Below are 13591 nucleotides of genomic sequence, written 5' to 3' on the forward strand. Positions count from 1 at the left end.
GGTGCAGATCCTGATTCTGTTGGTGGGGGAAGCGCACTGGAAAGCCGTGCGGCAGGCAGGACAAAACAAAGGCCATCCGCGGCGGCGGATGACCTGTCATTGTCGGGTGGCCCGTTCGGGGGCCGGAAGCGCCCTCCATTATTGCAGTGCCCTGCCGCGCACCCGGACATCAGTGGTAGGTTCGAGATGCAGATCACAGGCAGCAGGCCGGGCGTGAACGCGGGCAAGGCCGCTGCGAAGGGCATGTATTTGGCTGAAAGGATCGGACGATGGACTCGAACAACTCCCGGCTCGACACCGGACTGCTGCTGCTTCGTTTGGGCATCGGAGGCACCCTTGCCGCCCACGGCGCACAGAAACTCTTTGGCTGGTTCGGTGGGCACGGTCCCAAAGGAACCGGCCAGTTCTTTGAAAGCATCGGCTTCAATCCCGGCCATCCCAGCGCTGTGGCAGCAGGTGTGGGTGAGACAGCCGGCGGCGCTTTGCTGGCGCTGGGGCTTGCGACGCCGGCAGCCGGCGCTGCCGCGGCCAGCACCATGGCGGGGGCGGCTGCCATCCATAAGCCCCAGGGCTTCTTCAACACCGAGGGCGGACTGGAGTATCCGGCAATGCTGGGCCTGGCTTCCGCGGCACTGGGCGTCGCCGGTCCCGGCCGCTACTCGCTGGACCACCTGACCGGAAATGTGCTCAACAAGCCGTGGATGATGACGCTGGCCATGCTTGGCGGAGCGGCCGCCATTACGGCGGTGCTGCTGAACCGCCAATTGCCTGAGCCGGCTCCGGCGGACACGGCCGCCGGCGGCGCGGAGCCGGCGGACAGCGGTGAGGAAACGGAACAGGACGAAGCGCAGCTGACGGCCCACCCTTCGTAGGCTGCAGGAATACCTGCAGGGAATGGGGCATGCGCTGTTGGTGTTGCACCCCAATGTGAGCGACAACAGCGCAGCCCCCACCCTGTTCAGCCCCTTCGAGCTTAAGTCCCTCCGCCTGCGGAACCGGTTCGCCATGGCGCCGATGACCCGGGAGTTTTCGCCCGACGGGGTCCCCGGAGCCGACGTGGCCCGCTACTACGCACGCCGGGCTGCTGGCGGCGTGGGCCTGATCATTACCGAAGGAACCTACATCCGCGACGCCGCCGCCGGGCCCAGTCTGAGGGTGCCGCGGTTCTACGGTGAGCGCAGCCTCGAAGGCTGGCGCACCGTTGTCGACGCTGTCCACGCAGAGGGAGGCGCCATCATTCCCCAGCTGTGGCACACAGGCGCCGCCCGCGGCAGCCGCCCGAAGTTCAACCCGGACGTACTCTCCAGCAGCCCCTCCGGGCTGGACCTCTCCGGGCAGCCGCTGGGACGCGAGCTGACCACGGCGGATCTTGACGGCCTGATCGCGGATTTCACCCAGGCCGCCGTCGAGGCCAAGCGGGTGGGGTTCGACGGCGTCGAACTGCATGGTGCCCACGGTTACCTGCTGGACCAGTTCCTGTGGGAAAGGACGAACCTGCGCCGCGACGGTTTCGGCGGGTCCGCGGCGGCCCGGACCCGTTTCCCCGTGGAGGTGGTCAAAGCGATCCGGTCGGCGGTCGGTGAGGACTTCGCCATCGTCTACCGCTTCTCCCAGTGGAAGGGCGGACACTACGATGTCCGCCTGGCCAATACGCCGCAGGAACTGGAGGAGATCCTGCGGCTGCTGGTGGATGCCGGCGTCGACATACTGCACGCGTCCACCCGACGGTACTGGCTGCCGGCGTTCGAGGACGTCCAAGGCCCGGACGCGGTCCTGGGCCTGGCCGGATGGGCCCGAAAACTGACAGACGCGCCCACCATCACGGTTGGCTCCGTGGGACTGAGCAACGTGTTCCAGAACGCCTGGACGCCGGGTGCGTCCTCCGAGACGCGCGACATCGGGCCCCTGATTGAGCAGTTCGACCGCGGCGAGTTCGACCTGGTTGCCGTCGGCCGCGCGCTGCTGTCCGACCCGGAATGGGTGAACAAGACAGCGGCAGGCCGGACGCACGAACTGGTGCCCTTCAGCGTCAAGCACCGGGAGCGGCTGAGCTAGACACCGGTCCGCATCCTCATCGCGTCACAAAGAATCCGGTGAGTTGCGCTCAGGGGATCGCTGTGACTAGATAGTCACACTCCTTGATCCCGCTTACGGCCTTCCAGCCCGCCATCCGCGCGCATGAGCCGGAGCGCTTTCCCGCCAGCGGCACGACATCCTGTTGCCCTGCCCCAATGGCCGCGGTATCCGCACCTGCCCGGATGCCGCCTTGCCCTTTCGATTTTTTGTGACGCCGAAAACAGGAGATATTCGATGACCGCAACTACAGCTACCCAGGCACCCGCACAGAGCATCACGGAAGAAGAAATCTTCCGGGCCCATGAGGGCGGCAAGCTTTCAGTCCAAGGCTCGATGCCGCTGGACTCCATCCGCGCCCTGTCCATTGCCTACACCCCGGGCGTCGCCCAGGTCAGCCGCGCCATCGCAGCCGACCCTCAGATGGCCAGGACCCACACCTGGACCAACCGCCTGGTTGCCGTCGTCAGCGACGGGACCGCGGTCCTGGGCCTGGGCAACATCGGCGCCCGGGCCTCCCTGCCGGTGATGGAGGGCAAGTCCGCGCTGTTCAAGGCCTTCGGCGACCTTGACTCCATTCCGCTGGTCCTGGACACGACCGATGTCGACGAGATTATCGAAACCCTGGTCCGCCTGCGCCCCAGCTTCGGCGCGGTGAACCTGGAGGACATTTCCGCGCCGCGCTGCTTTGAGCTCGAACAGCGGCTGATCGAAGCGCTGGACTGCCCGGTGATGCATGATGACCAGCACGGCACCGCCGTCGTGCTGCTGGCGGCACTGCAGGGTGCGGCCGCCGTCGTCGGCAAGAACCTGCCGGAACTGCGCGTGGTGATCTCCGGCGCCGGAGCCGCCGGTGTCGCGTGCGCCAATATCCTGCTGGAGGCAGGCATCCCGGATGTGGTGGTGCTGGATTCCAAGGGCATCATCTCCGCGGACCGCACCGATCTGAACGGGATCAAGTCGGAGCTCGCACGGCGGACGAATCCGCGCGGGATCTCCGGCGGCGTCGCCGAAGCCCTGGACGGGGCGAACGTGTTCGTCGGCGTCTCCTCCGCGAAGCTGCCGGAGGAACTGCTGGCAAAGATGGCGCCGGAGGGCATTGTCTTCGCCCTGTCCAACCCGGACCCGGAAGTTCACCCGGAAACTGCAGCGCAGTATGCCGCCGTGGTGGCCACCGGACGCAGCGACTTCCCGAACCAGATCAACAACGTGCTGGCCTTCCCGGGGATCTTCCGCGGTGCGCTGGACAGCGGTGCCAAGCGGATCACACCGGCCATGAAGGTCGCCGCGGCGAATGCGATCTTCGCGCTGGTCAAGGACGAGGTCCGTGCCGACTACATCGTTCCGAGCCCGCTGGATCCGCGGGTCGCGCCTGCCGTGGCCGAGGCGGTCGGCGCCGCGTGGGAGGCCGGCACGGCGGAGTAACCCGAACAGCGCAGGGCCGACGTCGGACACCCGACGCCGGCCCTCTTGCTGCTGTTCCGTGTGCCCTATTCCTTGGGGCGCCTGCCGGGATTCACTCGGTACAGCAGGAGGCCGACGACGACGGCCCCCAGGACCGCGCCGAACAGCGCATGTCCGACGAAGCGCCCAACGAAAAGGCCGACGACGGCGCCCAGCACGGCTCCAACGAACAGCCCGCGTCTGTTGCGGCTGGCGCCGCCGGGCCTCCTGTTGCCGTTCACAGCTGCTCCGATCATGGAAATGGACAATTTCTCCGTCCGCACCCGTCCGGAGGATTCGCTTCCTGTTGGCCTGCGGAAGCAGCCAGGACATTTTGTATTGGTGCGAACAATGGTACGAAGGATACTGTCGACGGATGATGGGGAACCGTCAATGGTAGTTTAGGAACAGTTTTACGAGGTACAACCTACAGGCGGACGGAGGCGGCCCCATGACCAGCTCGGCTAGCACTCGCGGGACTCGAACACCAGGAACTTCTTCCATGATGGGGCTCGCCAGGGTTCTCGGTCGGCTGACCCCGCGCCAGATCAGCGACGAGGTTGCCCTGGCGCTGGAGGAGATGAAGCGCAAGGGTGTCCAGGCCGGCATTGCCGCGGGCTTCTTCGCCGTCGCGCTGGCTTTCATCGCCTTCCTGGCCGTCGCGCTGATCGTGGCGGCCATCATGGGTTTCGCCACGCTGATGTCGCCGTGGCTGGCAGCGCTGCTGGTCGCCGGCATCTTCCTGGTGATCGCGCTCATCGGGGCGCTGATCGGGCTGTCCCGGTTCAAGAAGGCCATGCCGCTGGTGCCGGAGAGCGCCATCCGCGGTGTGAAGTATGACATCGGCGTCCTGAAGGAAGGCCGCAGCTTCAACCCGGCCACGCTGGACGTGAAGAAGGAGAAACCCAAGCCGGAGGAGAAGAAGGCGGCCGAGCACAAGGAGCCGGCACCGTCCATCGGTGAACTGCAGAAGCGCTCCGAGCTGCGCCGCCTGCACCTGGCGGACGCCCGCGACGGCCTTGGCCGCAAGCTCGACGTCAGGACCCAGGCCAGCAGCTTGGTCCGTGACGCGAAGTCCGGCGCGGCCCATGCCGCCGACAGCATCAAGACCAGGTTCCCCTCCTCGCAGCGGGGCGGGGAGGCGGGCAGCGGTGATGCCGTGCAGACGCTGAAGGACCGCTGGGTTCCCCTGACCGTCCTGGCGATTTCCCTGGGCACCATCGCCGTTCTGCTCCGCAGGCTGCTGCAGAAATAGACCTGAAACAACCGTGAGACTGATCAACTCTGGGGCGCGTTCCGGCCGGGAACCACGGGAGCTGGACACATTCTGGACGGTTCCCAACCTGATAACGATCTTCCGGTTCCTGGGCGTACCGCTGTTCGTCTGGCTGATCGTCACGCGGGACTACCTGGCCGCCGTCGTCGTGCTTGCCGTGGTCGGTTCCACGGACTGGGTGGACGGCTATGTTGCCCGGCGCTTCAATCAGGTGTCGAAGATCGGCAAGTGGCTGGATCCGATGGCGGACCGCCTCATGCTGATCGTCGTCGCGGTGACCTTTGTGGCGTCCGGCATTGCGCCGCTGTGGCTGGTCCTGGCGATCGTCATCCCCGATGCGATCCTGCTGGTCAATTCACTGATCCTCTTCCATGGCAGCCCAGACCTGCCGGTCAGCGCGGTGGGCAAGGTGCGCACCGCCATCCTGCTGGTCGGCGCCCCGCTGCTGCTGCTGAGCCGGGTGGAGGGGTTCGACGGCGGCGGCGTGGAACTTGCTGCCAACATCATCCTGGCCATCGGCTGCGTCGGACACCTTGTGGCGTTCTGCGACTACATGGTGGCTTCCTATCGCAAGCATCGCCTCGAAAAAGGCGATGCCGGTGACCGGTAGCCCCGCCGTCCGGGAGGCTTGCCTGTGGTCTGGATAGCCGTCCTGTGCGCCCTGCTGGGTGCGTTCTTCCTGGCCATCGGCGCGCAGCGCCAGTCCAGCGCGGTCAAGGACAGCACCGGCGGGCTGGCCCTGAACACCAATGGCTTCCTGCGGCTGCTTCGCAGCCCCCGCTGGGTCCTGGGGCTTGTCCTGCTGGCGCTGGGCATGGGGCTGAATGTGGTGGCGCTGGCATCCGCGCCGCTGACGGTCGTCCAGCCCATCGGCGCCATTGCGCTGGTGATCACCACCATCGTCAATTCCAAGGACCAGGGGATCCGGCTCAACCGCATGACCATCGTGGCGATCACCGCCTGCGTATCGGGCAGTGCGCTGTTCGTGCTGCTCGCGGTCAACGTTACGCAGGAAACCCACGGTGTTTCCGCCGAAGACGAGCTGACGACGGTACTGCTGCTGGCCGTCGTCGTACTCATTTTCGGCACGCTGGCACTGTCCTTCAGGCACCGGCTCAACGCCTTCGCGTACATTCTGGGTGCCGGCATGCTCTTCGGCTTCGTGGCCGTGCTCACCCGGCTGATCACCATCCACCTCTTCGATCCCAATGGACGGTTCCTGGCCAACGTGCCCTGGTATTCGGTGATCGCCATCGCGGTAGCAGGCCTGCTCGGTTCCTGGTTCGTCCAGAGCGCTTATGCCAGCGGGCCTCCCGACCTGGTGGTCGCCGGACTGACGGTCATCGACCCGATCGTCGGCATCGCCATCGGCATTGTGATCCTGGAGGAACTGCGACCCGATGTGCAGGCCGTCATGGCGATATCCATGGGGATCGCATCTTTGGTTGCTATTGTGGGGGTCATTGCGCTGTCACGCCACCATCCGGATGTGATCCAGCGGCAGGATGAGGCACGACGGCGGCGCACAGCTTCCGTAGGCACCAAACCGAAAACTGACTAGGAGTTTCCTGCGTGACCGACCCGGCTGGCAAAAAACCACTGACCATCCTGATCGCTGCGGATACCTACCCGCCGGACGTCAATGGAGCGGCCCAGTTCGGCTACCGGCTGGCCAAGGGCATGACGGCCCGGGGCCACGATGTCCACGTCGTTGCCGCCCGAGTGGACAAGGGCGGGAGTTTCACCGAAATTCAGCCCGAGGCGCAGATCCACCGGCTGCGGTCCCACGCTGTTCCGACGCACGAGACCTGGCGGATCTGCTTCCCCTGGGAGATCAAGAAAGAACTCAGCCTGCTCTTCGACCATGTGCAGCCGGATGTGGTCCACGTCCAGTGCCACTACATGATCGGCGAACATACCCTCTACGAGGCGCTGAAGCGCGGTATCCGGGTCATTGCGACGAACCACTTCATGCCGGAGAACCTGAACCCGTTCCTGCCGTTCCCGGACTGGTTCCTGAAGATCGTCGCAAAGAACTCGTGGCGGGACATGGGCAAGGTGATGGGCAAGGCGGAGGTTGTGACCACCCCGACGCCCCTGGCGGCCAAGGCAATGTACGAGCATGCCTGCCTGCGCAGCGTGCTGCCGATCTCCAATGGCATCGATGCCGCAGCATACGAGCTCAAGCCGGGGGAGACCGTGGAGAAGCCGGAACACCCGACGGTGCTCTTCGCCGGCCGCCTGGCACAGGAGAAGAACATCGAGGTGCTGATCGATGCCATCGCCAAGACCCCCAAGGAGCTCAACGTCCACCTCGAGATCGCCGGCGGCGGCGAGGTCCGGCCGGCGCTTGAAGCCAGGGTCGCGGAACTGGGCGTGGGAGACCGGGTGAAGTTCCTGGGATTGATCAGCGACGAGGAACTGCGGCTGGCGTACCTGCGTGCCGCACTCTTCTGCATGCCCGGCACCGCGGAGCTGCAGTCCCTGGTGACCCTGGAGGCCATGTCCGCCTCCACACCGGTGGTGCTGGCCAACGCCATGGCGCTGCCGCACCTGGTCAAGGAGGGCCAGAACGGCTACCTGTTCACGCCGGGGGACAGCGACGAACTGGCGGAGAAGATCACCAAGGTGCTGTCCCTCCCTGCCGAAGAGCTCGCCCAGATGGGCAAGGTGAGCCGGGAGATGGTCAACAAGCACAGCATCAAGGCGACGCTGGATAACTTCGAAGCGCTGTACCGGGGCCAGACCCCGGACCTCGCCTAGGAAGACTCGCGGGTCTAACCGCCCATCCGTTCCCGGCGGGCACGGCGCGAGTCCTTGAACGCTGTGACCAGCAGCACTATGGACAGCCCCAGCAGGGCGATGCCGAACGGATTGGACAGCGCAGCGGAAATGCCGGCTGTCTCCTCGCCCAACAGCCTGGACATGGCCGATCCGCCGCTGCCCGGCGCATCCCCGAAGTCCGGCACCGTGAAGCCGAACAGGAAGCCGGCCGCATAGACGCCGAGCAGCAGGAACGAGGTCTTCAGCGGAGCGCCGTAGGGCCGGTAGCGCCCGGCATTGACAGTGATCAGGATCGCGGACCAGAGCAGCAGCAGGACCAGCACCGGCCCCAGCGTCAGGCCCAGGATCACGACCATCCAGCCGCCCGCACCGAAGAGGGCACGTCCCGCCACCACCCACAGCGGCAGCAGCAGCGCCATCGGAATGCTGACCCAGGACATGATGGCCTGGAATACGGAGGCCGGGCGTTCGATCTTGTAGGGGCGGGCTGCGGTGCTGCTCATGCCACCACTCTAGCTGCGGGCGCATGCACTGCTGCTGCGGCCGGGGCCAAAGCCTGTCGGAGTGTGAGATCGGCCCGATTGCCACTAAGATGGAAAAGCCGCCTGAAGCTGTCAGACGGCTCAGGGGGCGGTAGCTCAGCTGGTCAGAGCAGAGGACTCATAATCCTTTGGTCGTGGGTTCAAGCCCCACCCGCCCTACCCGAAAAGCCGCGTTGACAGGCGCATTGCGCCGCAGGAAACTGTTGCTAAGGAACCTCCTGGCGGGATTCCTGAGGTAGCATGAGGCGGCTCCGCCCCGACCGTTCACAGAAGCGGTCCTTGTCCTCGGAATCCCTCCCGGGGGTTCCTTACTGTCCGGCACCGGGGATTTCATCCAGGTCCAGGCGGTCTTCCCGGTAGCGGTCCACCAGATCCAGCTTGGAACGCGTCGGCCGCCCCGCTTCGGTGTACTTGCGCTTGACCCGGTCGAGGTACTCACGCGCCGTTCCGTAGGCGATGCCCGCCTTCCGGGCGGTGGCCTGCAGTGTGGCACCGGAGGCATAGATGCGCAGCACCAGTGCTTCCTGGGGCGAGAGCTGGGGCCGGTCCGGGCGGCGGTCGGTGCTGAAGACGAAGGCGAGTTCCGGACTGACCACCACGCCGCCGTCGGCCACGGTGCGGATGGCGTCCAGCAGTGCCGGCAGGTCATTGTCCTTGGTGATGTAGCCGGCAGCGCCGGCCTCGATCGTGGCGAGCACATGCTCACGGTCGCCGATGGTGGACACCACCAGGACAACGGCCCCGCTGCGCAGCAGCCGGGTCACATTCTCCGCCGGTAGGGTGCCGTCGCGCAGGTTCAGGTCCAGGAGTACGACGTCGACCCGGTCGCCGCCGGCCCGGCGCTCCAGGAACTCGGCTACGGTCGCCGCGGTGGACACGATGGCCACGTCGTCGATAGGGGCGAGCCAGGCGAGCATGCCCTGCAGCAGCATCTGATCGTCATCGATGGCCGCGACGTTGATTACCCTGGCCATTGCAGCTCCACTGTTGTTCCGTGGCCGGGGGAACTGTCGACGAAGGCCTGGCCCCCGACTTCCCGCATCCGCCCGATAATGGACTGCTGCAGGCCGAGGCCCTCGGTGGCCGTGGCGGGGTCGAAGCCCGTGCCGCGGTCGGTTATCGTGACGGTGATGCGGGCGCCGTTGCCGCCTTCGGCGCCGGCGCTGTTATCGTCGGCGCCGTTGTCGCTGTCGCCGCCTATGGCGGTGATCCAGGCCTGGTCCGTGCCGCTGTGCTTGAGGACGTTGTTCAATGCCTCGCGGGATGATTCGGCGATGGCGTGGACGACGGCGCTGGGCAGGCCCGCCGGCAGGTCCGCGACGTGCTGGTGGACCCGCAGGCCCAGCGCGGCCTGGTCCCGGCCGACGGTTGCCAGTTCACTCTGCAGCCGGTTGGCGTTGGACAGGCCTTCGGAGGAAATGATGCTGCGCAGGTATTCGGCGTCGGCGGCGCACCGCTGCCGGACCAGCGGATCGGAGGGGTCGACGCCGCGGGCAATCGCGCTGAGCGTCGACAGCACCGTGTCGTGGAGTATGCGGTACTGCCGGACGCGTTCCTCGCCCTTCGCGTTTTCCTGGTCGGATGCCTCGAGCATGGCGTCCAAGCCAGCTGCGGCGCGGGTACTGAGATCGGCCTGCCTGTCCAGATAGCGGGCGAAAAGCGCGGCCAGGAGAACGGCCAGCAGCATCGTTCCGGCGTTGGCCAGGGACGCGGCGAAGGCGAAGGCGGAAGCGGAGCCGCCTTCCATGAAGGTACGCACGGCACCCGGTGCCGCGGCCGCGAGCAGTGCCACCGCCGCTGCCCAGGCCTGCAGCCGGCCCAGGCCGAAGCCGATGGCGACGGCGGTACCCAGGGCGGGGGCGAGCGCGGCATTGGCCCAACCGGAAGCATCCAGCGGGTAGCAGGCCAGCGGAGCCAGGACCAGGGCGCCGCCGACGACGGCGGTATCCACCCAGACCGACCACCGGGGCAGCTCCATCCGGCTGAACAGCATCGTGGCCCAGATCAGGGACCAGACGGCCACCACTGCGTAGACGGATACCGCGAGTTCGAACTCGATGATGCCGATGTCCGCACCCAGCAGCATGGCAATCGGCCAGGGGAGCAGCTGCGCCAGGCGCAGGATCGCGACGGTCTTGGCTTTGAGGGCGCGTCCGCGGCGCCCGGCGGAGGCCAGTTCGACGGCGGCGCTCCGGTGGGCGGCTGCCGTCCGGGCAGTTGCCGTCTGGATATTCGCCGGGCCGGCTGCGGGCCGGGCTGAAGCGCTGCTGGAGGGAGCCGCGCCGCCGGCGGCCGATGGCTTTCCGGCGGATGGTTTTCCTGCGGATGGCTGCCCGGGGGAGCGGGGCTTCCCGGATCCGGCCGCAGCGGATTCCGGCACGCCGGCAGCGGCCAGGCCGGAAATATTGCCATCGGACGACGGCGGCAGGGTCCCCATGTCCAGCAGTTTGCCCTATGGAAGACGGACCGGCCAGTCCCCCAAAATGCCGACAGCAGAATTTCCTTCATGACAACGTATGCAATCGATAGCACGATGGAGGTAGCTCACAGCTGCAACTCAATCCTCATAAGGAGCACACGATGAAAGCCCTAAGCCGTTTCCCCGCACTGATCGGCACTGTCGGTGCCCTCGCCGCGCTGACGGCCTGTGGTGTTGGAGGGCCACCGGCCGGCTCCGGCGACGCCGGTCCGACGTCCACCGCAACGGTCACCAGCGACGACACCAGCAGTCCTGCCGGCGAAGCGACCGACTCGGCATCGCCCTCCGGCTCGCCGTCTGAGTCCCCCTCCGCCTCGCCAACAAGCACCAGCTCCGCCACCATCGGCCCGGACGGCACGGTGGCTTTGAGCGCCGGCCAGGAATTCAACCTCCGCGATTCCGGAGTCAGCATCACGATCCAGTGCAACGGCGGCGGTGAGATCGATGTGGAAGGCAGCGACAACGAGGTCGTGATCAGCGGCAATTGCCACAACATCGACATTGAGGGCATGAACAACACGGTGGACATCGAGCGCGCCGACGATGTGCGGATTGATGCCGACGGCAATACGGTTACGGTGCAGAACCTGCAGAAACTCAGGGTCGAGGGCAGCAGCAACTCGTTGATGCTCGGCACCGTGAACGAGGAAATCAGGCTCGATGGTTCTGCCAATTCCGTCACTTACCAGCAGGGCTCCCCGGAGACCCGGAACGAAGGCGGCAGCAACACGATCACCGGCGGCTGACGCCCGGCAGGAGCGCTCTGTGCGGCCACCCCTTGCAGGTTCCCCGCCTGCCTGGCCGTGCAGGGCCCGGTGAGGTCCCAGTTCCCCCGCTGGCCGCCTCCGCAATTGCACCCCGTGTTGTCACGCGCAACATGAGGTGCAATTGTGTGCTGCGGCTCGGGTGGCTGGGCCCTGCACCCGTCATCCCGACATGTGGCTTAGCCTGGCACGGGCAGCAGGATCGAGGGCCTTTTGTCCATGACGTAGGCAAGCGGATCAACGTATTCCCCATTGAGCCTGACTCCCCAATGCACGCAGGCGAAAGGGCAGTGCGCCTCGGTGCTGAGCGTCCCCACCGCCTGGCCCTCGCGCACGGTTTCCCCGACCGTGAGGGCTGACCTGACCGGTTCAAAACTGCTTCGCAGTCCACTGCCGTGGTCGATGGTGATGACTGGCCGGTCCACGACCCAGCCAACGAAGGAGACTGTGCCGTCGGCAGGGCTGAGGACCTGCTGGGCCGGGGCGGCCCGCAGATCGACGCCGCGGTGCCCGCTCGACCAAGGCTTAGGGGGCACCTCGAACTTCCGGCTGACCTCCGGCTTGGGCATGAGCGGCCACTCCGACGGCGGTACGAAGCCGGCGCCGGCACGGGTCCCGGCAAGGCCGGGGGAGGCACCCGAGGCGGGCAGCGCCGCCGTCGTTAGCAACGCCAGGATGAGCAGCAGCAGCGGCACAGCCCGGGTCCGGGTTGAGGATTGATCCTGAAGGGGCATGCTTCAAGCCTGGGCTGACGGGTTGCCGCGGACCATGGTGGGGAGTGCGGATGTGGATGCTGCGGACGCTCCGGGCGCCTGTGCAGGACAGGTGGCGGCAGCGGAGAATACCTGCGGAGAACCCAGGCGGAAAGCCCCTGCCTGGGGTGTTGCAGCGCGGCCGCCGGAGCTGCGCGGTGGTCCGGGCCGGTCCCGTCCCTGTAGTACACTGGACCAAGCAGTCGTCTGTGTCCATGGCGCGTGTCCGGGCGGCCCTTGGGGCCGCAGCGGCGGTGCTGCGGGCTTCGGCTGACTACGCGTGTCCGAAACCCAACCATTGTCCCGCAGGGATCGTGGGTGGAGTGTGTCCCACGCGGTCCGGCTCCGGCCGGTCACGGGACGCATGCTTCGCGGAGATCCTCCAAACAGGATCTTCCAAGGAGCTCTCGGGCACCAGGGGCACCGCCTGATCCGGGCGGACGCCGACAACCGTCTATTGGCAGACGCCCGGGCCGCAGCGCCCGTGTGATCCTGCCGGAAGGAATACGACATGCCAGTCGTTACCATGCGCCAACTGCTCGACAGCGGCGTCCACTTCGGTCACCAGACCCGCCGTTGGAACCCGAAGATGAAGCGCTTCATCTTCACCGAGCGCAACGGCATCTACATCATTGACCTGCAGCAGTCGCTGTCCTACATCGACCGCGCCTACGAATTCATCAAGGCCACTGTTGCCCACGGCGGCACCGTGCTCTTCGTGGGTACCAAGAAGCAGGCCCAGGAAGCCATCGCCGAGCAGGCCACCCGCGTGGGCCAGCCGTACGTCAACCAGCGCTGGTTGGGCGGCATGCTCACCAACTTCACCACCGTTGCCAAGCGCATCCAGCGCCTCAAGGAGCTCGAGGAGATCAACTTCGAGGATGTTGCCGGTTCCGGCCGCACCAAGAAGGAACTGCTCATCCTGCAGCGCGAGAAGGACAAGCTGGAGAAGACCCTGGGCGGTATCCGCAACCTGACCAAGACTCCGTCCCTGATCTGGATCGTCGACACCAAGAAGGAACACCTCGCCGTCGACGAGGCCCAGAAGCTGGGCATCCCGGTCGTTGCCATCCTGGACACCAACTGTGATCCGGACGAGGTCGACTTCCCGATCCCGGGCAACGACGACGCTATCCGCTCCGTCAACCTGCTGACCCGCGTTGTCGCCGACGCCGTCGCAGAGGGACTGATCGCCCGCACCAACCGCGCCGCCGGCGGTACCCAGGAGGGCACCTCCGCCGAGCCGCTCGCGGAGTGGGAGCGCGAGCTCCTCGAAGGCTCCGCTGCCGAATCCAAGGCAGCAGGGGAAGCAGCAGAAGCTCCGGCCGCTGAGGCTCCGGCCACTGAGGCACCGGCCGCCGACGCTGCAGACGCCGACAAGTAAATCTGAACTTCCTGCACGGTGAACAGGTCGCCGTGCGGGTCACCGGCAGGCCGGCTGGACACCGTCGAAGAGGGATGCCAGCGAAAGAAAGAAA

Annotated in this window: 14 protein-coding genes and 1 tRNA gene; 10 read left to right on the plus strand and 5 right to left on the minus strand. The window is 66.4% G+C overall.

Annotation, left to right across the window (positions count from 1 at the left end; genetic code table 11):
- Positions 1-269 precede the first annotated feature (269 nt).
- The 3 genes from AC5RWU_RS15485 (at position 270) to AC5RWU_RS15495 (ending at position 3498) form a co-directional block, all read left to right on the plus strand.
- Entirely contained in the window at positions 270-872 is a 603-nt protein-coding gene (locus AC5RWU_RS15485) for a DoxX family protein (protein ID WP_494028818.1), read from the plus strand.
- 55 nt (positions 873-927) lie between these two features.
- Positions 928-2055, plus strand: coding sequence for an NADH:flavin oxidoreductase (locus AC5RWU_RS15490; protein WP_494028817.1), 1128 nt, complete (start codon positions 928-930; stop codon positions 2053-2055).
- A 255-nt stretch (positions 2056-2310) separates the two neighbouring features.
- Entirely contained in the window at positions 2311-3498 is a 1188-nt protein-coding gene (locus AC5RWU_RS15495; protein ID WP_494028816.1) for an NAD(P)-dependent malic enzyme, read from the plus strand.
- A gap of 65 nt (positions 3499-3563) precedes the next feature.
- On the opposite strand, the gene AC5RWU_RS15500 is transcribed toward AC5RWU_RS15495, so the two are convergent.
- On the minus strand, positions 3564-3758 hold the full coding sequence (locus tag AC5RWU_RS15500; protein ID WP_494037058.1) for a hypothetical protein: 195 nt from the start codon (positions 3756-3758) through the stop codon (positions 3564-3566).
- A 260-nt stretch (positions 3759-4018) separates the two neighbouring features.
- Here AC5RWU_RS15500 and AC5RWU_RS15505 point away from each other — a divergent pair, with 260 nt between their 5' ends.
- Genes AC5RWU_RS15505 through AC5RWU_RS15520 form a run of 4 tightly spaced genes read left to right on the plus strand, consistent with a single transcriptional unit; the run spans position 4019 to position 7555 of the window.
- Entirely contained in the window at positions 4019-4771 is a 753-nt protein-coding gene (locus tag AC5RWU_RS15505) for a phage holin family protein (protein WP_494028814.1), read from the plus strand.
- Between the two features lie 13 nt (positions 4772-4784).
- Positions 4785-5402, plus strand: a complete 618-nt coding sequence (locus AC5RWU_RS15510; protein WP_494028813.1) for a CDP-alcohol phosphatidyltransferase family protein — start codon at positions 4785-4787, stop codon at positions 5400-5402.
- A 24-nt stretch (positions 5403-5426) separates the two neighbouring features.
- Positions 5427-6353, plus strand: a complete 927-nt coding sequence (locus AC5RWU_RS15515; protein ID WP_494028812.1) for a DMT family transporter — start codon at positions 5427-5429, stop codon at positions 6351-6353.
- An 11-nt stretch (positions 6354-6364) separates the two neighbouring features.
- Complete coding sequence (locus tag AC5RWU_RS15520) at positions 6365-7555, plus strand: glycosyltransferase (RefSeq protein WP_494028811.1); 1191 nt, start codon at positions 6365-6367, stop codon at positions 7553-7555.
- A 14-nt stretch (positions 7556-7569) separates the two neighbouring features.
- Here the strand turns inward: AC5RWU_RS15520 and AC5RWU_RS15525 are convergent, their stop codons facing one another.
- Entirely contained in the window at positions 7570-8079 is a 510-nt protein-coding gene (locus AC5RWU_RS15525; protein ID WP_494028810.1) for a hypothetical protein, read from the minus strand.
- A 124-nt stretch (positions 8080-8203) separates the two neighbouring features.
- On the opposite strand from AC5RWU_RS15525, the gene AC5RWU_RS15530 reads away from it, so the two are divergent.
- Positions 8204-8277: transfer RNA gene (locus AC5RWU_RS15530), tRNA-Ile, on the plus strand.
- Positions 8278-8426: 149 nt separating this feature from the next.
- Here the strand turns inward: AC5RWU_RS15530 and AC5RWU_RS15535 are convergent.
- Positions 8427-9092: a response regulator gene (locus AC5RWU_RS15535; protein WP_494028809.1), complete on the minus strand. Its 666-nt coding sequence runs from the start codon at positions 9090-9092 to the stop codon at positions 8427-8429.
- On the minus strand, positions 9080-10555 hold the full coding sequence (locus tag AC5RWU_RS15540; RefSeq protein WP_494028808.1) for a sensor histidine kinase: 1476 nt from the start codon (positions 10553-10555) through the stop codon (positions 9080-9082). Before AC5RWU_RS15540 ends, AC5RWU_RS15535 begins: the two co-directional genes overlap by 13 nt.
- A gap of 143 nt (positions 10556-10698) precedes the next feature.
- Between AC5RWU_RS15540 and AC5RWU_RS15545 the strand changes: the two genes are divergently transcribed.
- Positions 10699-11343: a DUF3060 domain-containing protein gene (locus AC5RWU_RS15545; protein WP_494028807.1), complete on the plus strand. Its 645-nt coding sequence runs from the start codon at positions 10699-10701 to the stop codon at positions 11341-11343.
- Between the two features lie 197 nt (positions 11344-11540).
- Here AC5RWU_RS15545 and AC5RWU_RS15550 read toward each other — a convergent pair whose 3' ends face one another.
- Positions 11541-12095, minus strand: a complete 555-nt coding sequence (locus AC5RWU_RS15550; RefSeq protein ID WP_494028806.1) for a M23 family metallopeptidase — start codon at positions 12093-12095, stop codon at positions 11541-11543.
- Positions 12096-12624: 529 nt separating this feature from the next.
- On the opposite strand from AC5RWU_RS15550, the gene rpsB reads away from it, so the two are divergent.
- A complete protein-coding gene (gene rpsB / locus AC5RWU_RS15555) occupies positions 12625-13497 on the plus strand; it encodes a 30S ribosomal protein S2 (protein WP_494028805.1) in 873 nt (290 codons plus the stop codon).
- Positions 13498-13591: the final 94 nt, after the last annotated feature.

This window comes from Arthrobacter sp. B0427-1-12 (assembly GCF_059092905.1).